This window comes from Halobacteriovorax sp. BALOs_7 (assembly GCF_003612895.1).
GTDB classification, from domain to species: domain Bacteria; phylum Bdellovibrionota; class Bacteriovoracia; order Bacteriovoracales; family Bacteriovoracaceae; genus Halobacteriovorax_A; species Halobacteriovorax_A vibrionivorans.
Genome location: NZ_CP027772.1, coordinates 1,408,535 through 1,432,151, shown reverse-complemented (window position 1 = coordinate 1,432,151; position 23,617 = coordinate 1,408,535). Strand labels below are relative to the sequence as shown.

The window sequence follows — 23,617 nt, the reverse complement described above, 5'->3', positions numbered from 1 at the left end:
AATTTTAGTTAAAAAAGTCCATATATCTTTTAAACCATTTTGTATCTCCAAAACGATCAACTACAGCTTCAAAGAATATTTCAACAGAGGACTCTTGAAGTCCCATCTGATCGTAGGACAACTCCTCATATAAATTCATAATAAGACTTGGGGAGAATTCATTCATAAGGCGATCTAAGTAATCACGGCCCTGCATTGGATTTCTAGTGATAAGATAATCGAAAATAGATAGACGTTTTATATCACTTGCTTCAGGGGATCTTTTTTGAATACTTAATCCATTATCAAAATGATGCCACTGTGGTGACTTATCATTAACAGTTCTAATACAAAGAGTGACTGTAGGATTATGCTCATGGAGGACACGATGTGAAAATTCAAGTCCCCTCTTAATCTCCCTAATATCATTTGTAACAAGAGTCTCATCAACAATACACTCTAAATTGGATAAGAAAATATCATCAAAGAACTCTTCATCTTTAGTTACTTTAAAAACTTCATGTCTTGACTCTCCATATAGAACTTGAAAGGCGCCACTAAAAGAATGTGAATGAATCGAAGTATCTAATGTTTGCCAAAAATAGAGATCAACAACAAAGTGCCCGTTATTAAATAACGTAATTGGAGGCTGACCAAAACCATTATAAACATTTACCTGTTCTGGAAGAACTTTTGTTTCAAGACTCCATTTTGCAATAAAATCCTCTAATTCATGGATATCCACTTTAATTGACTTATTTTTAAGATATTCATAACAAGCATGAGAAAAGTTCTCATTATTAAGCTTTAAGTCTTCAATCTCTTTACCTATGTTTAAAATCTCATTCATTTTTGCCCGCTTTAAAATAAAAAAGCCGGTCATAGACCGGCCATTAGAATATATACATTAAATCATATATCTCACTCATCACAAGTTTTTTTGTAATCATTAATACCTTCTACCAACGATATATCAATATGCGTTCTTTTCCCATTAACAAAACCTAGATCACGTGTACCAAAAAGCATACATTCTATTTTTCCTGTCATTTCATCATTGATACTATCTTCATCACGTAGATCATAAAAACATGAAGATGCATAACCTCTATTCTCGAGAAAATCTTTTAAGTTAGTAGAAAGTGGTTTTGATTTTAAGTACTGACTAAGCTGATACCCGCATGTTGAATACTTAGAAGATAATTCTTTGCTAGTATAATTATCAACATTTATCGAGAAAGAAATATCTCTATTCTTAGTATTAATTCCATTTGGAATATATTCTTTAATAGCAGGAATTATGGCCTCTCCATTCTCGTCAGTCACAATAGACTTATAAAATAGACTCTTAAACTGACAAGGATTACCAACGCTCCAGTAAATTCTCATACATTTACTATAAGAAGCTTGTACTTCTACTATAGCTCCTTTTACTGGCCTACCACTTTCATCAACAATAGTAATTAATCGCTCTGGTGTATCAATCGCTACGCTAGCAAGACTAGATAAAGACGTTATCGCAACAATAGTAATAAGTAACTTTTTCATGAGACTCCCTAATATTAAATTAGATTATTTCATTTGAATAAATCATATTTAGTAGGAAGTCATATTAATTTGAAAAACTTACATTATAATGAATAAAGATAGCTCTCTAAATCCTTAATATCTTGTTTTGACAGAGGACTTTTCCATCCTGGCATTGATTCCTTAGAACGCGAAACAAGAAGATAGAAATTAAAATTAGGTACTTCTTTTGAGAGATTAGATAAGTCAACATTATCAATCATATTTCCATCTTGGCCATGACAACTCATACAATTCTTTGAATAAATCTTTTTACCGCGTACTACAGAGTTTGCATCAAGCACTCTTTTTATATTCTCTGGTGATCGACTCATATCTTTTGGAATAATACCATGTCTCATCTTTTGTCCATGATAGTACTCACGTGAGTCAGTGTTTATACTAGAGCATGAACTTACAAAAACAAGTAACAAACAAATATAGATATACTTCATTAGTCATTTTCTCTAAGTATCATTAAACGACATGGAGCATGCCCAACCATATATTCAGCAAATGAGCTTGAAAATAATCCGCTAAAACCGTGCTTCCCTCGAGTCTCAATTATCATTTCATCAATTGAATTCTCTTGTGCATATTCTTTTAGTGCAATTTTAGAAGAGTTTGCAAAAAGGCATTTACCAATAACTTTCCCCTTATAATCAGAAGGTATAAGCTCTTTAGATAGGCCCTGAAGTAAAGTAGCAACAGACTTTTCAATATCATCCATTTGGCTTTCTAAAGGATATGAAGCAAAGTAGAAAGTATCAGCATAGACCTGTGTCTCAAACCCATGAACGAAGTGAACTTCATCCCAACGACTCCAGTCATAATTTTTTAATTGTCCTTTAAAAGAATTAATTGATTCATTAGTGACATCGACACAAATCATTAATTTACTCATAGCTATCCCCTTGTGGATCTTTACTTCACTATAGAGTATCTGTTTATTTATGTGAGTTAAATATGACTTATATCAGGTAAAACAAAATTTAAGCAATAAAGATTAAAATCTTATACCTGCACCAATATAGAAGTTCATACCACTTTGATCAATTTGTTGATTAAATCCACTTTCATGCTCCATTGGGGCCAAAACATAGTTACGCTGTTCTGCGCCAACCGAAACAAAGAAGCGATCCCAAAAGATTGCCTTGGCTTCAAGAGAGACACCATAAGAATAACCACCAATATCATCATAGTGATTATCCTCATGTTTTTGACCATTATAGTATGTATTTGTATCTGATTTAACATGGACAAGCCCAGCACTTACACCAGGGCTTAAATCTAGCTTAAGTTCAGGTGTATTAACTAGACGGATTGCATACTTCATTCCAAGTTGAATATCATTTAAAACGGTTGTATTTTCGGCCTCGTATACATCATATCGATCGTCATTGAAAAGATCTCCTTGCGTATAACCAACATGTCGGCCATTCATTTGATACTTTCTATATGTATCTGCTAATTCGATACTAAAATTATCTGTGACAAGATACTCAATCGATATTTTGTGTCCTTCTTTAAATTCAATATTTTCATCAAACATCTTATTAAAATCTTCACCACCAAAGTTATAAATATCATCTTCATCGTGTCCAACATTATAAGAAGAGTCCACAGCTGAGTAATTTATCTGGGAATAAGTGATAACAAATCGTTTGCGAATCCCGTCAAGAATATCTTCTTCCTCTAGCTTACTTTCCTCAACTTCAACTGGCTCAAAGATAGCATCATTATTTCTCACTAATTCGTTAAGATGCGAATGCTCAATATTATAATCATTAGCTAATACTTGGGCTCCTAACAGTAATGCGAAAGTTGTTTTCTTCATATTTATCCTTATTTTGATTAAAGTTCTAACTTAAATAAAAAGTATCATAATATTGAATACGCAAAGGCCTATACAAGAGGATTCATGTACTATTTGCATGTTAAAGTTTTATACAAAGCTCAATATTAAAATTATCAATCAGTTCCTTTAAATCTGACTAAAGATTGGACATTTCCTAAAATCTTAAACAACAAAAATACTTTCAAGATTATAAGAGCTTAAAATTTCTAAATTAGAATTGGCATCTGATGTGCATTTAATCACAAAATGTTAGAATTATTTTGGAGCTTATCTTGAAGATAAAATCATTTATTGTAAGTACAATGCTATTAACGACGTCTGCTGTCTCTGGGAGAATAGCAATAAATGTAGAAGGCGCTTATCTTAATCAAGATCTAAACCAATACAACACAAGTGACTTAATTAAAACAGACAAATTTGCGTCAAACTCCTACTGGCGAGACACTGTTAAAAGAGAAGCAGTCATTAAATCAATTGTTAAATGTTTGGATAATAAATGCGCTCAATTTGGCTCTATGGATATTCAAGATATCTATAGTGAGTCTGTTAAGAAGTTCGGTAAAAAAGACGGTGATATTTATTTTGCTAACGTTGTAGCAGGTCTCATGATTGGCTCACCTGAGATTAAAAGAAATGAAATTCTATCTGCTTCAAAGCTTATAATGAGTTTTGAACAAAAGATCTATCTTGCCCACATCATGGGCCATATAATGAATAACCACTAGTTCAAGCAAATATCTTAAAACGTCTTGATGTAGAAGATGTTTATGTCGTTGCCTATAACTCAAGACGCGTTGGCCATGCCACAGTAATTGCACAAGACCCTGAAAATCCAGATCGTATTGTAAACTTTAATTACGGTGAAACTAGAATTAATAATAGAACAGGAGCAGCAGGCCTTTCCCAGGATAATTATATCCCAGAATTTGGTATCAATTACCGTATTTTTGATGGCCAAGGAAATCCAGTAGATCGAGTCCCAAGTGAGATGGGCCATATTCTAAACCAAGCAGCAGGCCTTGATATCGAAGTTTCATCAAATGGTGTTCAATACGATGGCATCAATATGATCAATCTCGACTATAAAACCGGAAATATCACAACAAGAGCATTTTACGCAACAAGTGACAGCGGCATCGAAGCAATGGGAGGCGTATTTAAATATGAAAATTACTCAAAGCATATTGATACGAAGCTGGGTATTGGAATGCAAACTTCACGAAAGGAAATTCAAGAAAGAGAATTTTATAAAGAATCCACAAGCGCTTTTATGGGAATGGACGTAAAGCTTAAAACTGGAAAGGTCGATATTGGCCCTGTAAGAAACCTCTACGCAGACATTCAAGGAAATATAAGCATAGATGTTGGTCACGGAAGTGCCACATTAAAAGATTATGAAACAGAAGATATGTATAGCGACAACTTAAATTCAATTAAGTCATCTCTATACGCTGATACAAGTTTTTTAGGAGCTAATTGGAAAAGTATCGTATCAGTTCATGCCTCGATTATGAAAGCCGACGTAAGAGATGAAGGAAAGTACACTGTCGCCATCCTAGGCGGTAAGATTGAAAACGTTATCAAGAAACAAGTATTTGAACAATATGGTGTAGGTATTCACAATATTGTCTATATCAAGCAAAACGGCGCAACCACAGATCTTAAAGTCTCTGTTTATTCACAAGATGGTAAGTATGCCTTTGAAGTTGGAATCAAAAAACCTATCGCTGGAAAAGTTGGTTTTTGGGTAAAAGGAAGCGAGCCTTTGACTTATGCTACAGCAAAAACCAAAGTCTTAGATGAAAACCTAGAACTAAGCATTCAGTATATTAAAAAGAAAAATAATGAGAGTACGTATAACTTTAAAGGCGAATATAAGTTTTAAACTTAGGCTAACTCAATTACTCAAAAGTAGTAACTGGGCGATAATTTCCTCACAGCTCATCTAACAATGGAAAGTTATCACGCTCTTCAAGACATCCTATAAGAAAGAGAGCAAATCCTATTTTACCTGTAAATAAGCTTAAACTACTATTCTTATATTCTTCCTTATTAATCTCATGCATAGCAAATGCTCTGGCCCTAGAAAGCCACTTAGCATCTCCGGTACGTTTATATAATTGTAAGAAGGCAAACCCATTTCCATCTGTTCCATGACAAATACAAACACCTTTCTTTAAAGGTCCGGCTTTCCAAACGAGTTCTCCTGCATTTACCAGAAGCTCATTTATTTCAGTATCATCTGGATACTTCTTAAGAGAAGTAATAATTCCTGGAGAACCATGACACCACTGAACTAGGGTCGGGGCTTTTTCAATATCAGGATATGTTGGACGCCAATTGATATGGCCATCTTCATCTTGTCTTGAAAGTTTCAATGCCGTTTTCTTTATATGGTGGGTAATATAACTCTTCTCATCTGTACTAAGCAGATCTATTCTTTTAAGAATTCCATACATATTACCAAAATAACCATGACCTGCGCCAACGTATGGAACTTCCTTTCCATACATATCCTGCATCCAAATTAGAGCTTCTTCACTTGTTTCTTGTAATTTCTTAATGAGATACCTTGCATTTTCACGATATAAATCGGCCCAACATTCTTGACTTGTTTGATCATAGAAGTATGAAGCTGCAAGCATGGTTCCAGGAGCCCCCCACAGAAACTCTAGAGTCGGGTTTTCAATATTAGATTTAACAAGAGAATAGACTTCATCTTCTAAGTCTTTAGATGGATTAATTCGATACCTGAGAAGCAAGAGACCAACTTGTCCCATTGGAAGCGAAGGCACAACCTTATTAGTGTCTGGATTTTTAAGATATGATTCATAAATATCATTAGCAGCTTTTATTGGGTCTAAATCAACACTTTCTGATAGGTATTCTTTGATATTAAGAATCCCCCATAAGACACCAGCGCTTCCCTCATAGAGTCCCTGCTTATCACTATTTACATTAAGATTCTCAACGGCTTCACGAAAGATCGTTTTTACAACTTCTTTGGTCTGAGTTTTATCCCAATCTATTTGATTAATTTCTTCGTGACGATCTTTATCGTAGTTTGATGTCATTTATAAATCCTTTGCACGATTTATGAAATTTATTAGTACAGTACTGTATACGCGACACCTTTATACAATTCTCATAAGTTGCGTTTTTTGACTAGAACCAATATCGTTAATACGTGGTAAAAAGATCGAAAAATCATGCTTGCAGACTTAAAACATAGCTTAAAGGAATGAATCGACTCAACTTTCATGTGCATACGCCCTATAATAAACTACTAAGTAACTTATTTTGCATAAAGGTGTCGCGTACTCAAAAGAAAATAAAAAAGCCTCCCATTGGTAGGCTTTTTAAATTTGGAGGATTCGATAGATTCTCCAATGTTTCAATAAGTTAATTATTCAATTAAGCACAAATTAGCACGGCTATTACGATTTAAATTTAAGATGTTTCGATCGAATCAGTTGGACAAGTACTCGATCTCTATAGTTTAAGTACTAGAGTCGAGAATTAAAAATGAGCTATTATTTATATTCCTCTGCCTTTATAAGCTCTCCGGCTTTCTTAATCCCGAATTTCAGAGCCTCCAATTGACAATTATAACTGACTAATGACCGACTAGAATTAATACAGCTTAAATTGTACTCTGTAGAGAGAGAGTTATCTAAAATCGTGGATGAATAGTAAGCATGCTCATAGCTTTTCATTTTTGTCGAATCAGTATTTATCTTAGAGCTACAATTGAAATCTAGCTCATCAAAAGTAGACGTCCATACTTCATTATCGTAGTCGTCTTTTGCTCTGTTGATATTATTAACAATGTTTAACTGACCGATATAGTTGTACAACGTATTTTTAAAAAGAATGTCATCATTAAATGTAGAAGATATTCTCTCTTTCATGTTACTAAGAATTTCTTTGTTTAAAGTATTATTAAACCTTTCTTCACATAGAACATCATATTTAATAATACTAACAAACTTTTGTTCTGACATTGTTTTATGAACTAGCTTTTTAGATAACTTCTTCATACGGCGAATATTTTCACATGAAACTTCAGCTTTAGTCTTTAAATCATTAATCATATGAAATATTAATTTTTCACTATTATTGAGAATGATAGTTTTAAAATCATCTATTGAGTTAATAAACGAGTTTAAAGGCCTACAAGAGTAATCCTTTTTTCCTGTTCTTCCATCTATATCAACAAACTCAAATTCAGAAGAATACTCTAAAATACCATTTCTATTCTTTGTGAACTTAAGCTCAAACTCCTTTTTTATATTACCTATTAACAATTGCTTTGTAGTTAAAGATTTCTTGTCAATGCTTGCTCTATCAACGGCATATACTGTTAGATTAAAAGTAATACAGATCAAAATAAGAATATTCATAAAGTCCTCAATAAACACAAGTTATTACATTAAATACATTGTTTTTATTGTATATAGAAGACAATTGTAAATATGTTAATAAAAACAAAAACGCCAAGGACATAAGCCGTGGCGTTTCATGTGGAGGACTCGATAGATTCTCCAATATTTCAATAATTTAAGTATTCAATTAAGCACTTGTAAGCACGCCCTTCTAAAAATGCATTTAATTCTAATTATGTGCTAACCTAATTAGTTCAAAGCTTTTCTTGATTGAGTAAAATGAGCTTTTTCCGACATCAAGCTCTGTACATACTTCTTTTTCTTTAGCTGTTTCATTATTAGAAAGGTATGTGTATATATCTGCTCTGGCAGAGACAGTCATTAGAATCCTATTTTTAACCCATGGGTTATTTTCTACCATCCACTTTAGCCCTCTAAACTTTCTTTCATCTTGAAACTCCACCGATCTATAGTGAATACCAAATTCAGATAAATACTGATCTATACGACTGTTTGGATAATTTTCTGGATATAAATACAATCTATCACTGTCGACTATCTTCAATATACGCCTAATAGCGCGATTCCATCTCTTACTAGCAGTATCTGATTCTTGAGCAATAAGACAAATAGAACCCAAAACTCGCAATGAAATACCTTCAAGAGAGCTACCAAGTGATACAAGTAACTCAGGTCTTAACAGATGAGAGTTATCTCTTACCCATGTTCTCAGTAATGTATGAAGACGACTTTCCTCCCTAAAGAGGCTTTCCCCTGACAGTGAAAGGGTATCAACAATAAACCTCTCTGGAGATACAGAATAGTCAAGTGAATCTACACCAGTAAAAGTAAAGCCAAAGGCATTTGCAATGTTATAAATCCTATCTCTATTCATCAAATATCTCTCTTTCAATTATTTCAACATCTAATTTGCCGACAGCATCAAAACTAGGAAAAGATTGGACGAAGCTTACTGCTATATCAAACTCTTCTCTACTTACTTTCATTAATATGAGATCCTGCCTATCCGCTTCTCTTGTTAGAAGTGACTTAAGCTTGTTTGATATTAAATCTTGTCTACTAACTCCAAACACTTCTAAATTACTATAGTTTCTCACTAATTCGACTCTATCTTCCCAGCCCTCTGGAAAATACTCGACAAAAACTTCAACATGAGGATTTAGCCATTTTTCACTTATTCCCAGTTCCTCAGCAATGTCCTTACTTGCTTGTTTGAGTACTTCATTAAAGCCTTTTAAAACATCTACATCTTGAGTTGGCCTACTGTTATACCCAGAAAGATAAATTAATGCTCCACCACAAATAACAAACTCTAAGGCCTTACCTTCCTTCGCTAGGAAGTCATTTAATTTCTTTAGTGCTAAATCTATGTCTACAATCATTTCTGCCTCACATAAAAAGTTTACCATAAACTCCAAACTATTTGGAGTTTATTTTATAACCTATCGGAAAATAGTAAAAATAATTAAATATTATATTTAAATACGTATTGTAAAAACAATAGGTTAAGGAAGGTTAACGCTATTACAGGTATTTACGAATATGGAATAAAGTCATTAGGAGAGCCGGAAAAAACAGGCCATTCAATTCGGGCCTTCACGCTTGAGTCTAGACTACTACGTTCATGCTCCACAAAAACAAAAACGCCAAGGACATAAGCCTTGGCGTTTTTAGTGGAGGACGAGACCGGATTTGAACCGGTGAAAAACAGTTTTGCAAACTGCCCTATTAGACCACTCTAGCACCCGTCCGCATGAATGATTTTAGATTTTCTATAATATGGATATTTTTTGATAAGTCAATCTAAATACTTAAGAATATTGACCTGCCACTAATGCAGCAGGCCTATATTAAGTATTGAAAATTAACTTGGAAGACGTAATTAAGCTTCGCGAATTACGTATTTGTCCTTACCTTCATCAACCATTTCACGTAGCTGCTTTCCAACTTTGAAGAAAGGTACTTTCTTAGGTGGAACCTTAACAACCTTACCAGTCTTAGGGTTACGCCCTTCATAAGCTTTGTAATTACGATTAGCAAATGAACCAAAACCTCTGATTTCGATTCTTTCGTCGTTAAATAAAGCATTGATCATGTCATCAAAACAAATATTTACAACTGTTTCGGCCTGCTTGTGAGTTACATTGGCCTGCTTTTCAATTGCTGCGATCAAATCTGCTTTTGTCATTTTTATCTCCTCTCTAACGTTACGAGAACTTATTTTACTTCTAAACTTAATTCCACGATATTTAGTTACCTACTTATCGTCCAAGTCTCTAAAAACATTAGATATATTTATAATGCCACAAAATATTTACTGCTACTTAGTGCCTGCTAAAACTTCCACATATTATAACACATTGAAATTACATAAAAACGGACAAAAACACGAGGAAATGTAAGAAATTAACCTAAAATTAAAGAAGTAATAGAAAAATGGCGATTAAGTACTTAGATATTTGAGGGATTTAAGCCAATGAAGGTAATTTATCTAATTCTATTCATGTTTATAACTAGTTCATGTGTTCCACAGGTTGCACGTCCAGACGGATTCTTTGACGATGTGGAATTCTCAGATACATGTGAAGGACTATACTTTCTCCTAAACGAAGGAAATGTCTGTGCTTCTTCATGTAATGACGGTGAAGTTGTTGCTGATGAAGAACAATTAGAAAAAATACTTGTCGATAATGATTTTGAAGAATTTATCCTAGATAATATCGAAATTTCTGAAGGTGTTTGTATTACTCCTCCTGAGGTTATTGAAAGACCAAGTGATTCAATTTTTATCGATGATGACTTTTGTATTTGTAAGAATCAAAAAGTGGCCTCAGTAACAAGTGGACCAGATTGTGCAGCGACATGTCTTGAAAAAGAAGTTACTGTTGCAACGATTTTTGGAAGTGTTACTCCAGGTGCAAAAGTAAAAGATGATGAACAGCTACAGAACCTATTTGGTTTTTGTAATAATGCTTTAGATAATACTCCAGATGGACAAGATGCGAACCCACCATCATGTGAGCTCATAGCTACAGATATTGATGGAAGACGATTTGCAACGAACCTTAAAACTTATCAAGGAACAAACCTCTTTGAAGCGAATTTAGAATCAACTGGTGCGCGTTTTGGGGAAGCTTATACTTTTCATATCGAAGAGACAGGCTCTGGAATTGAAAACGCACAAAGTGATTACGAACAATTTAAATTATTTGAACCAGGTGATGATGATGAGTACGAAGGAAATTTAAAGATTAAACTCGTTTCTCAATACACTTGTATGATCCGTGCAACGGCCACAAGCCCAAATTACGATGCATCACAATCAATTTATCTTGATACTATTAGAAAGCACTTCTATATGCCAATTGACTACCCTACACCTTACTTACCACCAGGTGTGAGTGATACAATCTTTTGTCATGACTATATTAAAGAAGGTCAAACTGATGATGCTCCACAGTTTTCAAGACTTGAGCTTACGCCAGGTCACTTCTCATTATGGGATGTAAATGATGTGCGTTTTATAAAAGATGGTGAGATTAGAACTGTTGATTACTTAATCAAACAGAGAATGATCGATATGGGTGCTAATGTTAGTGGAAATAAAGAATACTTTGCTCCGCTTGAAACATGTGTTGCTCCAAACGTAAGTGTTGAAGATGGTGGCATGCCAGAGGCCTGTACATCAGCAGACTCAGGCTTAATTTCTTCAGGATTAGCAATGATTCCATTCTTTACTGATAATTCTGGAAATGCAATCTGTCCTGGTGAAGCTGAATATAATTCAAGCACAATTGAGTTTAGAGCTATTGGAGAGATCGTTGGTGTCCCAACAGAAGGTCTCTACTTTGCCAAAGGGCCGAGAGAAGTTATCGATCTTGGTGACGGAAATAAACAAGAAGTAAAACCAGCAGACGTTATGTTCATTCGTGAGTCACAACTGAAAAAGATTTGGTTCCACCTAACAAGTAATGGTGTTCACTATAAACCAACAGCAGATACTGTATCGCAGCCGACGTATTTCTATTGGCCAGCAGATGAAGATGCCCCATACGTTCAAAAACGTGGATATCAGAAGCTATATCAAGTCATGCACTCAAGTGAGTTAACAAGTAGTGGATACACAACATCTATTCCTACAACGATCAAACCACTTGATAGAAAAATGGCCTGTATTCCAATTACCCAACAGTAATCTTAGAACGCCTTAAAGAAATTTAGAGAACACGTTCGACAAAAATGTCCACCGTTGGACCTAAGTAGTCTTTATATAAGAAATAAAGAATCCCTACTTTTAGACCTGTTGAGATTACAAAGAATAAGAGTCCTTTAACAAAACGAGTGAGGATAAAATCATCTTTTTTAATGATCTTACGTCTTAGAAAGAAGTTAATAATAATTAAGCCTATAATCGTAAAGAATGCTAGCTTCATAACCTTCTTATCTTGAGTTAATTCAAAAAGGTATAGTAAGGCCTTTTCATCCTTTACCATTCCAATGAGAAAGCTTGTAAGCCTCTCTGAGTTGATAAGAAAGCCGGCCATAGGCTTGCCTTCAAGAGATGAATGAATCATTTGAGCGATTTCATCATCAGGCATGTATTTGAATTGAGAATTAATCATTTTAATGGCCATACGCATTTGAGCAGGATTTGTTTTAGAAATACCTGTCGTGCCTAGGCCTTGGGGTAAAGCCTTAGAACCATTTGTCGATAGCTCACTGGCCTTTAATTTCTCACTCAAATCTTTTAGATTTGGTGTATCACCACTTTCGTCTTGGTCACTATTTTCGATTTGCTTTGAAAGAGTATTAATCGACTCTTGTAGCTCCTCTACTTTATTTTCATTTGATTGGTGATGCTGGCCACGATCGTAGTCCTCACCATAAGCAAAAACCCCATGCGTCCAAAAAAGAACGCATAGGGATAATATAAGAAAATTAAAATTAATTAATGTCTTAAGCTTGTGCATTTACTGTATTTGAACTCTTTCCATCTCTTAGACGATCAAATAATAAAACAACAGGTGCTGCAACGAAAACAGATGAGTAAGTACCAACAACAACACCAAGAGTGATTGCCATAAAGAAATCACGGATAGCGAGACCACCGATAAAGAACATTGTTGCTGATACAAATAGCGTTGTACCAGAAGTTAGAATTGTTCTTGAAAGTGTTTCGTTAATTGCATTGTTGATATGCTCTTTAATATCACGGCCGACAAACTTTGCCTCGTGCTCACGAACACGGTCATAAACAATAACCGTATCGTTTACTGAGTAACCAATAACCGCAAGAATGGCAGCAACAGTTTGAAGTGTGAATTCAGTTCCAGTAAGAGCAAAAACACCTAGAATGATTGAAACATCGTGGAATAGAGCAACAATTGCACCTGGTGAGTATTTAAAGTCAAAGCGAAGACCTACATAGACCATAATCGCTAGGAGTGCCCATAGCATCGCTAGGAAACCTGACTTTCTAAGCTCAGCACCGGCCTTTGGACCAACGATATCAACCTTTCTAATCTCAACACCGTCAGCTGCATACTTAGACGTTAAAGTCTTTGAAACCTTATCTGTTACTTCATTAAGGTTTTCTTCATTTGCCGAAACCTTAAGTAGGTATTCATTTTCAGATGCTTCACCAATTGTCTGCATTGTGATTCCAGAGAACCCTGCATCCTTCATGGACTTTCTTAATTCATTTAAGTTTTCAGATTTTTGAAACTTAACTTGAATTTCAGCACCACCACGGAAATCTACCCCATACTTCATTTTAGTTGCGATAAGGAAGATAGATCCGATTACTAATATTGCTGAGATAATTGATGTTATCCCAAACTTTTTTACAAAATTGATATTTGTATTACTTCTAATTATTTCAAACATTAATTACTCCAACCTTAAATACTTAAATCCTGACCTTCAACTTTATTCATATAGAATTCGAAGAAGATTTTAGAAACAAAGTAAGATGTATAAACTGTTGCAAAAATACCGATAAGTAGTGTTACCGCAAAACCTCTAATTGGACCTGTACCAAAGTTTAGTAGACAGATACCTGCAAGTGCAGTTGTGATATTGGCATCAATAATTGTCCAAAATGCTGAATTAAAACCATTTTCAACGGCTTTATAGAAGCCTACATTCTTACGTATCTCCTCTCGAATACGCTCGTAGATAATGATATTAGCATCAATTGCCATACCAACAGTAAGAGCGATCCCAGCAATACCAGGAAGAGTAAGAGTAGCACCTAGCCCAACTAACATCGCAAGGATAATTAGAACGTTTAGTGCAAGAGTTGTAATAGCAAACATCCCAGAAACTCTGTAGTAAACTAAGATAAATCCAAATACAAGAACACACCCGATGATGGCAGCAAATCTTGCCTTATCAATTGAGTCAGCTCCAAGAGATGGACCAACTGTTCTTTGCTCTAAGAAATCAAGTTGAACAGGAAGAGCACCAGCTCTAAGAACTAAAGCAAGGTCTCTTGCTTCTTTCAGTTGCTCGTTGTAACTCTTTCCACCAAGCGAAATCGTTGCACGTCCACCAGCAATTTTACCGTTGATACGCGGAGCTGAGTAAACATTTCCATCAAGTGTAATTGCCATTAAACGGCCAACATTTTCTCCCGTAACTTCAGCAAAGATCTTTGCTCCACGAGACTTAAAGTTTAGACCAACTTCTGGTTGATTATTTTGTTGTGGATTAAATTGAACTCTTGCATCTTCAAGGTCTTCACCTGTAAGACGTGGAGTTGCTTCAATAAGGTATGGTACAAGTTGTAAAATATCACCCTTAGCATTAGTCACACGCTCAAAAGCAAGAACATGTCCCTTAGGTAGGTCTTGTCTTACTAATTCATTAACCTTTGATACATAAGTTGAGAAACGCTCACCTTTTTTGTACTCAAGCCCTTCTTCTTTTGCCTTTGATACCCAACCTTGGATAGTTGCAGGAGCAATTTCAGAATTTACCATTTTGAACTCAAGCTTAGCTGTTTTACCAATAAGCTCTTTTGCTCTTTCAATATCCTTAACACCAGGAAGTTGAACAACGATACGATCTGTCCCCTGTGAAACGATTTCTGGCTCTGTTACACCAAATTCGTCAATACGGTTACGGATAACTTCAATCGATCTTTTTACTGACTGTTCTTCGATATCAGTTTTAACTTTCTTAGTTAGAGCGATTGAAATCGTACTTCCTGTATCACCTGTGATTCTGATTAAACCATTATAAGTGTCATGAATAACACTTTTTACAGCTTCATTATCAGCAGCTGAATTCAGAAGAATCTCAAGCTTTGGATCAAGAGGATCTGATGCATCGATATCACCTAGCTTGAATCCACTTCCCGTTTCATCTTTAAAGCTAAATTCTACACGACGTGCATAACCCTTTACTTCATCTTTATAAACTTTCTTAAAGTCGATCCCTAGGATCATATAAAGACCACCTTGAAGGTCTAGACCTAGGTTAATCTTGGACTTTACAGGAAAGTTATCTGTTTCTTTAAAATTAAATGCAGTAGGTACTATTGAAATACCTGAAATGATCGCTACGATAAGTAAAAATACGAAGCGATACCACCAGCCTCTTCTCATTAGATTCTCCTAATCCTTGGGTTTTCTTAGATTTTCTCAATATCTGAGTTAAATAAACTACAAAAATTATATGAGAATAACTACTTAAAAACAATATGAAGAATAGATTAATTTCAGAAACTTACGAGTCTTTTGATTTTGGGTTTTCTGCTTCAACTTTATCTTGTGATGCATCAACGACTTCATCCTGCCCAGACTCGAGCTGCGCATCGTTTTGTGTTGATTGATCGGCGACTTTTTCAGTTGCTGCTGAGTTTTGCTCAGCAGCATCATTTACGTGATCCATTAAGTCATCTTTGGCCTTTTGGAACTCTCTTAGTCCTTTTCCTAAACCTTTTGCAAGTTCAGGTAGTTTCTTAGGCCCGATAAAAATCAGGGCAAAAACTAAAACAATGAGTAACTCTCCAGCTCCAAAGCCACCAAACATACTTAACTCTCTTTAAGAATAAGACTATTTGTCTTGTTTATTAGAAAGGATTGCTTCTTCTAATCCACCAAGTTGTGAACGAAGAACCTTAATTTTAACACCTTCTGCAATTTCAAGGTCAACAATCTTTTCAGTCATCCCAACAATTGTACCAAAAATTCCAGACTTTGTGTAAACACGATTACCTTTTTCAAGAGTATCAAGCATTTTCTTTTCTGCTTCGATCTGTTTTTTCTGAGGTCTAAAAACTAGAAAATAAAAAATAGCGACAACAGCAATGATTGGAACAAAGTTCATAGCAGTACTTGGCTGTCCAGCAGCTGCACCTTGTGCATATGCGTTTGAGATAAATAAATCTAACATTAATTTCTCCTAATAGAGTTTTAAATTATTGGCCTGCGGCCCATTTTCGTGAAGTGTATCTGTTATAAAATTCTTTATAATAATCGTCAAACCTATCATCAAGAATCGCTTGTCGTGCATCTTGAGTCATCTTAATCATGAAATAGAGATTATGATAAGTAATAAGGTTACCAGCTAGGAACTCTCCAGTTGTATAAAGATGACGAATATATGAGCGTGAATAAGTCTTACAAACCTTACAATCACAACTAGGATCAGCTGGAAGAGTATCCTCTCTAAAGCGAAGGTTTTTAATATTAAGTGGCCCATCATGTGTTAAGAACTGGCCGTTACGAGCGTTTCTTGTAGGAAGAACGCAATCAAACATATCAATACCAGCGCGAATCCCGTTAAGAATATCAAGAGGCTTACCAACTCCCATTAGGTATCTTGGTTTTTGATCAGGCATCGTGTGAACAAAGTCATTTAGGAAATCCACCATCTCTTCATTCTTTTCTCCAACAGAAAGTCCCCCAAGAGCAAGGCCTGGAAAGTCCATCTCTTCAAGTCGTTGCATACATTCCGTACGAAGGTCTTTATGGAGTCCTCCTTGAACAATTCCAAAAAGTTTTTGATAGTCGCGAAGCTTATAATCAATACAACGCTTGGCCCATCTTAAAGTTAGCTCCATACTTTCACGAAGAGTATCTTTTGTAGCAGGAAGTTTTGGGCATTCATCAAATGCCATAACAATATCTGAGCCTAGGCCCTTTTGAATCTCCATACTTTTTTCTGGAGAGATGAGATGCTTTGACCCATCGATATGTGAAGAGAAAGTCACCCCTTCTTCTGTAATTTTATTGATATCTGAAAGTGAGAATACTTGGAATCCACCTGAGTCAGTAAGGATCGGTTTATCCCAATTCATGAAGCCATGAAGGCCACCACCAACTTTTTCAATGAGCTCATGCCCTGGCCTTAAGTATAAGTGATAAGTATTTCCAAGAATAATTTGTGCATTCATTTCATACAAATCTTCTTGCCACATACACTTAACAGATGCACGAGTTCCAACAGGCATAAAGATAGGTGTTTTAATCTCACCGTGCTCAGTTGTAATTGTTGTTGCGCGGGCCTTACCGCTATATCCTTCAACTTTAATCATATTCAATTACCTCAATATCAACATCGCATCACCATAAGAGAAAAAGCGGTACTTCTCTTTCACAGCAATGTCATATAATTCAAGAGTCTTTTCACGACCGATTAACGCACTAACAAGCATAAGTAGTGTCGATTTTGGTAGGTGAAAATTCGTTATTAAACCATCAATACTTTTCACATCCACACCTGGATGAAGAAAAATATCTGTGTCCTTAAGTTCACCAGGAGTATAGTTTTCAACTCCCGCCTGCCATATCGTCTCAAGTGTTCTTAAACTTGTTGTCCCAACAGCAAATCGTTTTTTTGCATTTTTAATCTTTTCAAAATCACTCTTATCAACGCAATAATTTTCACTATGCATTTTATGATCTTCTAGATTATCGACTTTAACAGGAGCAAATGTTCCAAGCCCAACATGTAATGTTACCTTGGCAATATCGTGACCTTCTTCTTTTATTTTTGATAGAAGTTCATCTGTGAAGTGTAGGCCAGCAGTTGGTGCAGCAACACTTCCCAACTCATTAGCAAAAACTGTTTGATAATCTTTCTTATCTTGCTCATCAGACTCTCCTCCTCGAATATAAGGAGGAATTGGAACAAGAGCATGTGCGTTTAAATAATTAATAAGATCATTACCAATGAGAGAAGGTCGAATCAAAAACTCTCCTTCTATATTTCCATTGATTTCAATCGTAAGTCCGTCTTCAAAATGATAGATATCACCAGCTTTCTTTTTCCCATTGGCCTTAACAAGGGCGCGATATAGGCCATCTTTATTTGGCTCAACAGTTAGAAAAAAGACCTCAATACTTCCACCAGTTTCTTTCTTACCTTTTAGACGACATGGAAACACCTTGCTCTGATTTAAAACAAGAGTTGTCTCCTGCGGTAGAAAATTAACTAACTCATTAAAAGTGTGATGAGAAACTGTATCAGTCTGACAGTTATAGACGAGAAGACGCGAATGATGACGTCCCTCAACTGGCCTTGTCGCAATTAGCTCCTTAGGCAAATCGTAGTCATATGCAGACAGTTGCAAATCTTCTTTATTTATAGGCTTATCCATAGGGCGGATAGTAGCGTGAAATTAGGTAATCGTCATCATGTAAGTTTTTCAAATTACAACTTTCTTATGTTCAATATTAGAGAAAACTGCAAAAACTTACAAAAATTAAAAGAGAGGGAATCTTGAAGCACAAATTATTTAAAATCGCTGCACTTTCATTAGTTATTTCAACAAATGCTATGGCCATGAATAAAGTAATCTACGGCCAGGATAATCGCGTTAGTATTGAAGAATCTGACAAAGGATTTCTTGTTGATAGTGTTGCAGCAATGGTACCAAGTTATATTTTTGCGAGATCAGAATCAGGTGAAGTTCTGGACTCGATTTTTAAGAGTTTTCCTACTCTAAAATCTCATAGAGGTTACCCAACGTGTTCAGATATGAAATTCAGATCTGAACCAACAATATCTAGCTGTACTGGTTTTTTAATTGGTGAAAACCTTCTTATGACTGCAGGTCACTGCATGATTAAGGGCGGGACTCAAGTAGCAGACACAGTATCAGAAAGCTGTAAGAATAATAAATGGGTCTTTAACTACAAGGCAACTTCTGTAAACTCAGATGGAAAATTAGTCATTGAAAAGAATGAAGTATATGGATGTAAGAGAGTTGTTGCAGCATCTTACACTGGTCTTCTAGATTATGCAGTCGTTGAACTGGATCGTCGCGCAGCAGATAAGAAGCCACTAAAGCTAAATCTTAAATCAACTGCAGTAAAAGAAGGTACTGATATTTATGTTGCTGGCCACCCTACTGGACTACCACTTAAGGTATCTGGTGATGCAAAAATTGTAACAAATAAACCATATCGAAATGATGTAACAACTGATCTTGATACATTTGCAGGAAATTCAGGCTCTCCTGTTCTAAATTCGAAAGATGAAGTTGTAGGAATTCTTGTTGCAGGTGAAATCGACTATGTTTTTGACTACGATAAAATGTGTTACCGCGTAAATAAGTGTGAAGGACAAGGTAAGAAATGTGACCGTATGTCTTATCCATCAAAAGGCGCAATGGGTGAAACTGTAACGAAAATCGCAGCAGCAAACCACGACTATGTTTTAAAGAAGGTTTTAGGTCCACTTTTCATAAACCAAAATGTTTACGAAGAAGAAGAAGATGAAGAAGAAGTCGTTGAAGAAGTTGAAGAGATCTTAAATGCAGGATTCTAAAACAAAGAAAGTCCAAAATGGACGTATTAGTAAAGAAGAAATTAATAAGCTTGAGCTTATTGATTTTGATGGAAAGATCCACCTAATTGATACGGAAGAGAAGTCGCAACAAGCGCAAGAGAGTTTTCAAAAACATTTAGAAGATAATTCAATTACAGGCCTTGATACAGAATCAAGGCCTTCTTTTAAAAAGAGCGATAATTTTCAAATCAGTCTTGTTCAGGTTTCTTTTGAAGATGAGTGCTATCTTTTTCGCCTTAATCTAATCCAATGCCCAGATTACTTAAGAGAATATCTCGAAAATCCAGATATTATTAAGACAGGTGTTGCCATTAAAGATGACTGTCGTGATTTAAAGAAACACTTTCAGATAACGGCTAAAGGCGTGATTGATGTTCAGGATCTGGCCAAGAAAGCTGGGTATGTCACACTTGGGCTGAGGTCACTAACGGGACTTCTAATGAATCGCAAGATCTCCAAGGCAGCAAAGCTTACTAACTGGGAAAATCCAAAGTTGACGCCACCACAGATTCGTTATGCGGCCACTGATGCTTGGATTTCACTAAAGCTTTATCAGGCCCTAAAGTTGAAAGAATCGTAAACTTTATTCATTAAATCCCAACATTCTTTATCAAAAATATGCTTATGGATATGAAGTATTTAAAGTATATTTTTGCAATTCTTCTCACATTGGCGGCCATTGACGTCTTAGGGGCCCCAAGCAATCAACCCGGTCCTTATCAATTTAATAGTTTTGAAATGGATAATCCTTACGAAGAGGCGGCCAAGGATGACGATAAGAAAATCAGAAGGCCATCATCTGAAGAAGAGTATAAATTTAAGTATGAATTAGAGCAGAGACCGAAGTGGCAGGACATAGAAGAGCACTGCGGGGACCGATGTATCTATCCTGACTCAAGAGGAAACTAATTTCAATAACTTAGATTAGGAAAAAAATTTCCTAAATCATATTTTTGAACATTGTTCTATAATTTTTGTAGAACAAATTATGTTTAAATACGCCATTTTACCTATATTTATACTCTTTTTTACCTCTTGCTCAGGAGGGGTTGATGGAGCGTCTGGAATCTCAGTGACTCCGGTTACACAAGAAGCACCAACTGGTGCTGCAATTGCCAGCACAGTCATTACAGGGGGCCTTCCACAAGATGCCCCTCAAGTAACTTGGACTAACCCAGCATCTTTTAGTCATATCGAATACGCAATAGGAACAACAGCGGGTGGAGCTGAGCTTGTACCATGGAAAAATATCGCCACAGCAGCATCACATACAGAAGTCTCTCTAACTGGTCTAACTGAATGCACACCTTATTATCCATCTGTTAAAGCAGTTGGCACTACAGCAGTTGAATCAGCAACAGTTACAACGCCTAGCTTTTATTGGGATAATACTGCACCTACTTCTCTTGGCGTTCCCGATGTTTCAGCAGACGATGCAACAGTAAGTTCATCAACGACAACAACCTGGAGCGCTGCAGTTGATAATTGCCAAATCGATCATTACGAAATTGCTATTGGAACAAACCCAGGTCTTACAAATGTCCAAGGCTGGATCGATATCGGAAATGTTACAAGTTATAAATTACGTGACGGTGTGGACGGAGCAAGCTTTACACTAACAGAGGGCTCTAATTACTATATTACATTAACTGCTTATGATGGTGCTGGTTTTAGCATAAGTCAGGACTCTGTAGCTTTTCAGGTTTTTAATCCAGCAACTTCTCTTCCAAATATGGTCGTTAGACTGGATGCTAATGACTTATCTTCTATGCTAGATAACACTGGAAAGAATGCGGCCAATGGTGCTTTTAACGGATTTGTTCAGGATTGGCTTGATACATCTGGCTCAGCTAATGTTCATAATTTCTATACAGGCAATGCATCCCCTTCATTTGATAATCTTGATAACCACGTTGTCTTTAATGGTAGTACTCAAAACCTATCTGTTGCAAACCATGCTGACCTAAATACGGCCACCACAAATCAACGAAATATCACCGCTTCTTTTGAGACTTCGGCCGATACAAATACGTTCCAAGTTATCTATGAAGAAGGTGGCTCATCACGAGGAATGAATATTTATATTAGTGGAAATAATCTCTATTGTGGGTTCTGGAATTTGACTGACGATGGCGATGGTATCCAACCATTTACCTTTGTCTCAGCGCCAATCTCAACAAATACCATCTACCACGTAACTTGGGTCTTTGATTACACAAATTACACTGGGCCAGCGGGGCCTGACGGCGACCTTACTTGCTATGTCAACGGAAGTTCAATAGGATCGACAACCTCAACGTCACTTCTCTACGCCCATTCAGGGACAATATCCCTTGGCTCTTACTCAGGTGATACATACGATCACAATGGCACTCTCAGTGGTGACGGAGGCTATTTAAACGCTGATATTATGGAGCTTATGCTCTTTAATGATCCACCTGATGCCACTACTGTGAACACTATTCATACATACCTTGAAGATAAGTGGAACTAATCTAGCGAGATTAGTAATCATCTGCTATAAATCCCTCATGAATTTAAGTGTTTTTGATATTTACTCAGTTGGAATTGGGCCAAGTAGCTCACATACAGTTGGACCAATGAAGGCCGCTAAGGACTTTATGGATCGTCTCATGGAACATGGACTCTATGAGCAAACTCAACTTGTATCAACAGCACTCTATGGCTCTTTAGCTCTTACAGGTAAAGGCCATGGAACAGATACGGCAATCATTCTAGGCCTAAGTGGACACACTCCAGAAGAAATTTGTCCAGATCGTGTCGATGGAATCCTCGAACGCGCTAATAAGGCACATAAACTAGAATTTTATGAAGATCATAAGCACGCCAAAATTGTCGACTTTAATCCTCGTGAGCATATCTTATTTCATCGCAGTCAAACACTAGATTTTCATTCGAACGGAATGTGCTTTCAAGCAATTGATGAAAATGGAAAAGAGCTTTTTAAGAAAATTTATTACTCAATCGGTGGTGGATTTATAATCGCTGAGGGTGAAAATAATAAAGGCGACATATTCTCACAACACGAAAGCAAAGTTAAATATCCATTCACTTGTGGAGATGAATTACTATCTCAAGCAAAGAAGAATAATCTTACGATTTGCGAACTCATTAAGGCCAATGAAAAAAGCTGGCGCACTGAAGATGAGATCAATACAGGAATGCTTGCCATTTGGGATGCAATGAATAGTTGTATTAAAAGGGGCCTAAAAGCAGAAGGCCAACTTCCAGGCGGTCTAAAGGTAAACAAAAGAGCAAAGAAGCTCCATGCAGCTCTACTGAAGAAAGACTGCCAGAAAAACCTTGATCCTCTTACTATTATGGACTGGGTAAACCTATTTGCAATCTCAGTTAACGAAGAAAATGCATCAGGCGGAAAAGTTGTGACAGCTCCAACAAATGGTGCAGCAGGAATTATCCCGGCCGTTGTGAAGTATTATTTAAAGTTTGTTAAAGACGCTACAATTGATAAGGTTATCGACTTCTTACTCGTTGCAGGAGCAATCGGCGTTCTCTACAAGAAGAATGCATCAATCTCTGGTGCTGAAGTGGGTTGCCAAGGTGAAGTTGGCGTTGCTTGCTCAATGGCAGCAGCAGGTCTTGCCCAAGTTCTTGGTGGAACTAACGAACAGATAGAAAACGCAGCAGAGATAGCAATGGAGCATAACCTAGGGCTAACTTGTGATCCAATTGGTGGCCTTGTGCAAATCCCATGTATTGAAAGAAATGCAATGGGTGCAGTAAAAGCAATAAATGCTGCAAGAATGGCAATGCGCGGAGACGGAAGTCACTACGTTAGCCTCGATAAAGTTATCAAAACCATGAAAGATACAGGTGCTGATATGCAAACCAAGTATAAAGAAACTAGTCGCGGTGGTTTAGCTGTTAATGTCACTGAATGTTAAATCAGTCACTTAGACACGTTACTTATTTCATACGTTAATTCAAAGGCTTTCAATTTCCTTCTAGCTATCATAGAAAAACA

At 36.2% G+C, this 23,617-nt stretch carries 25 protein-coding genes and 1 tRNA gene; 8 read left to right on the top strand and 18 right to left on the bottom strand.

All coding sequences use genetic code 11. The features are described 5' to 3' along the window. Window positions 1-4: 4 nt before the first annotated feature. From BALOs_RS06995 to BALOs_RS06975, 5 genes are all read right to left on the bottom strand, one after another. A complete protein-coding gene (locus tag BALOs_RS06995; protein WP_120404717.1) occupies window positions 5-829 on the bottom strand; it encodes a hypothetical protein in 825 nt (274 codons plus the stop codon). A 71-nt stretch (window positions 830-900) separates the two neighbouring features. Next, window positions 901-1,527: a hypothetical protein gene (locus BALOs_RS06990; RefSeq protein WP_120404716.1), complete on the bottom strand. Its 627-nt coding sequence runs from the start codon at window positions 1,525-1,527 to the stop codon at window positions 901-903. A gap of 83 nt (window positions 1,528-1,610) precedes the next feature. Then, window positions 1,611-2,000 carry a c-type cytochrome gene (locus tag BALOs_RS06985; RefSeq protein ID WP_120404715.1) on the bottom strand — a complete coding sequence of 130 codons (390 nt, stop codon included), beginning with the start codon at window positions 1,998-2,000 and terminating at the stop codon, window positions 1,611-1,613. Next, entirely contained in the window at window positions 2,000-2,449 is a 450-nt protein-coding gene (locus BALOs_RS06980; RefSeq protein ID WP_115362326.1) for a universal stress protein, read from the bottom strand. The genes BALOs_RS06985 and BALOs_RS06980 overlap by 1 nt, the downstream gene beginning before the upstream one ends. 102 nt (window positions 2,450-2,551) lie before the next feature. After that, complete coding sequence (locus tag BALOs_RS06975; protein WP_120404714.1) at window positions 2,552-3,382, bottom strand: hypothetical protein; 831 nt, start codon at window positions 3,380-3,382, stop codon at window positions 2,552-2,554. A 293-nt stretch (window positions 3,383-3,675) separates the two neighbouring features. On the opposite strand from BALOs_RS06975, the gene BALOs_RS06970 reads away from it, so the two are divergent. Continuing rightward, window positions 3,676-4,128 carry a hypothetical protein gene (locus BALOs_RS06970; protein ID WP_120404713.1) on the top strand — a complete coding sequence of 151 codons (453 nt, stop codon included), beginning with the start codon at window positions 3,676-3,678 and terminating at the stop codon, window positions 4,126-4,128. Window positions 4,129-4,391: 263 nt separating this feature from the next. Further along, entirely contained in the window at window positions 4,392-5,288 is an 897-nt protein-coding gene (locus tag BALOs_RS06965) for a hypothetical protein (RefSeq protein WP_120404712.1), read from the top strand. A gap of 49 nt (window positions 5,289-5,337) precedes the next feature. Here BALOs_RS06965 and BALOs_RS06960 read toward each other — a convergent pair whose 3' ends face one another. From BALOs_RS06960 to BALOs_RS06935, 6 genes are all read right to left on the bottom strand, one after another. After that, a complete protein-coding gene (locus BALOs_RS06960; protein WP_120404711.1) occupies window positions 5,338-6,477 on the bottom strand; it encodes a LanC-like protein in 1,140 nt (379 codons plus the stop codon). A gap of 459 nt (window positions 6,478-6,936) precedes the next feature. Next, window positions 6,937-7,806: a hypothetical protein gene (locus BALOs_RS06955; protein WP_120404710.1), complete on the bottom strand. Its 870-nt coding sequence runs from the start codon at window positions 7,804-7,806 to the stop codon at window positions 6,937-6,939. A gap of 211 nt (window positions 7,807-8,017) precedes the next feature. Beyond that, complete coding sequence (locus BALOs_RS06950) at window positions 8,018-8,683, bottom strand: hypothetical protein (protein WP_120404709.1); 666 nt, start codon at window positions 8,681-8,683, stop codon at window positions 8,018-8,020. Then, the gene (locus BALOs_RS06945; protein WP_162929594.1) at window positions 8,676-9,191 is read right to left on the bottom strand and encodes a DUF6036 family nucleotidyltransferase; all 516 of its coding nucleotides are present in this window, start codon (window positions 9,189-9,191) and stop codon (window positions 8,676-8,678) included. Before BALOs_RS06945 ends, BALOs_RS06950 begins: the two co-directional genes overlap by 8 nt. A 292-nt stretch (window positions 9,192-9,483) precedes the next feature. Beyond that, window positions 9,484-9,560: transfer RNA gene (locus BALOs_RS06940), tRNA-Cys, on the bottom strand. A 131-nt stretch (window positions 9,561-9,691) separates the two neighbouring features. Beyond that, entirely contained in the window at window positions 9,692-9,997 is a 306-nt protein-coding gene (locus BALOs_RS06935) for an HU family DNA-binding protein (protein WP_115363754.1), read from the bottom strand. Between the two features lie 315 nt (window positions 9,998-10,312). Here BALOs_RS06935 and BALOs_RS06930 point away from each other — a divergent pair, with 315 nt between their 5' ends. Further along, entirely contained in the window at window positions 10,313-12,004 is a 1,692-nt protein-coding gene (locus tag BALOs_RS06930) for a hypothetical protein (protein WP_133296988.1), read from the top strand. 22 nt (window positions 12,005-12,026) lie between these two features. Here BALOs_RS06930 and BALOs_RS06925 read toward each other — a convergent pair whose 3' ends face one another. The 7 genes from BALOs_RS06925 to queA all read right to left on the bottom strand — a co-directional run bounded on the left by BALOs_RS06925 (window position 12,027) and on the right by queA (window position 18,418). Further along, on the bottom strand, window positions 12,027-12,779 hold the full coding sequence (locus BALOs_RS06925) for a hypothetical protein (protein WP_120404707.1): 753 nt from the start codon (window positions 12,777-12,779) through the stop codon (window positions 12,027-12,029). Further along, entirely contained in the window at window positions 12,766-13,695 is a 930-nt protein-coding gene (gene secF / locus BALOs_RS06920) for a protein translocase subunit SecF (protein WP_120404706.1), read from the bottom strand. Before secF ends, BALOs_RS06925 begins: the two co-directional genes overlap by 14 nt. 14 nt (window positions 13,696-13,709) lie before the next feature. Then, a complete protein-coding gene (gene secD, locus BALOs_RS06915) occupies window positions 13,710-15,419 on the bottom strand; it encodes a protein translocase subunit SecD (protein ID WP_115363762.1) in 1,710 nt (569 codons plus the stop codon). A gap of 121 nt (window positions 15,420-15,540) precedes the next feature. Beyond that, on the bottom strand, window positions 15,541-15,846 hold the full coding sequence (locus tag BALOs_RS15470) for a twin-arginine translocase TatA/TatE family subunit (RefSeq protein WP_115363764.1): 306 nt from the start codon (window positions 15,844-15,846) through the stop codon (window positions 15,541-15,543). A gap of 24 nt (window positions 15,847-15,870) precedes the next feature. Further along, complete coding sequence (gene yajC, locus BALOs_RS06905) at window positions 15,871-16,209, bottom strand: preprotein translocase subunit YajC (RefSeq protein WP_115363766.1); 339 nt, start codon at window positions 16,207-16,209, stop codon at window positions 15,871-15,873. A gap of 25 nt (window positions 16,210-16,234) precedes the next feature. Beyond that, window positions 16,235-17,353: a tRNA guanosine(34) transglycosylase Tgt gene (gene tgt / locus BALOs_RS06900; RefSeq protein WP_115363768.1), complete on the bottom strand. Its 1,119-nt coding sequence runs from the start codon at window positions 17,351-17,353 to the stop codon at window positions 16,235-16,237. 6 nt (window positions 17,354-17,359) lie between these two features. Next, window positions 17,360-18,418, bottom strand: a complete 1,059-nt coding sequence (gene queA, locus BALOs_RS06895) for a tRNA preQ1(34) S-adenosylmethionine ribosyltransferase-isomerase QueA (protein WP_205570977.1) — start codon at window positions 18,416-18,418, stop codon at window positions 17,360-17,362. Between the two features lie 122 nt (window positions 18,419-18,540). Between queA and BALOs_RS06890 the strand changes: the two genes are divergently transcribed. From BALOs_RS06890 to BALOs_RS06870, 5 genes are all read left to right on the top strand, one after another. Then, window positions 18,541-19,590 carry a serine protease gene (locus tag BALOs_RS06890; RefSeq protein ID WP_120404705.1) on the top strand — a complete coding sequence of 350 codons (1,050 nt, stop codon included), beginning with the start codon at window positions 18,541-18,543 and terminating at the stop codon, window positions 19,588-19,590. After that, a complete protein-coding gene (locus BALOs_RS06885; protein WP_115363772.1) occupies window positions 19,577-20,191 on the top strand; it encodes a 3'-5' exonuclease in 615 nt (204 codons plus the stop codon). Before BALOs_RS06890 ends, BALOs_RS06885 begins: the two co-directional genes overlap by 14 nt. 50 nt (window positions 20,192-20,241) lie before the next feature. Further along, the gene (locus BALOs_RS06880) at window positions 20,242-20,520 is read left to right on the top strand and encodes a hypothetical protein (protein WP_115363774.1); all 279 of its coding nucleotides are present in this window, start codon (window positions 20,242-20,244) and stop codon (window positions 20,518-20,520) included. A 79-nt stretch (window positions 20,521-20,599) separates the two neighbouring features. After that, on the top strand, window positions 20,600-22,105 hold the full coding sequence (locus tag BALOs_RS06875; protein WP_162929593.1) for a fibronectin type III domain-containing protein: 1,506 nt from the start codon (window positions 20,600-20,602) through the stop codon (window positions 22,103-22,105). Window positions 22,106-22,142: 37 nt separating this feature from the next. Beyond that, on the top strand, window positions 22,143-23,537 hold the full coding sequence (locus BALOs_RS06870; protein WP_120404703.1) for an L-serine ammonia-lyase: 1,395 nt from the start codon (window positions 22,143-22,145) through the stop codon (window positions 23,535-23,537). The last annotated feature ends 80 nt before the right edge of the window (window positions 23,538-23,617 follow it).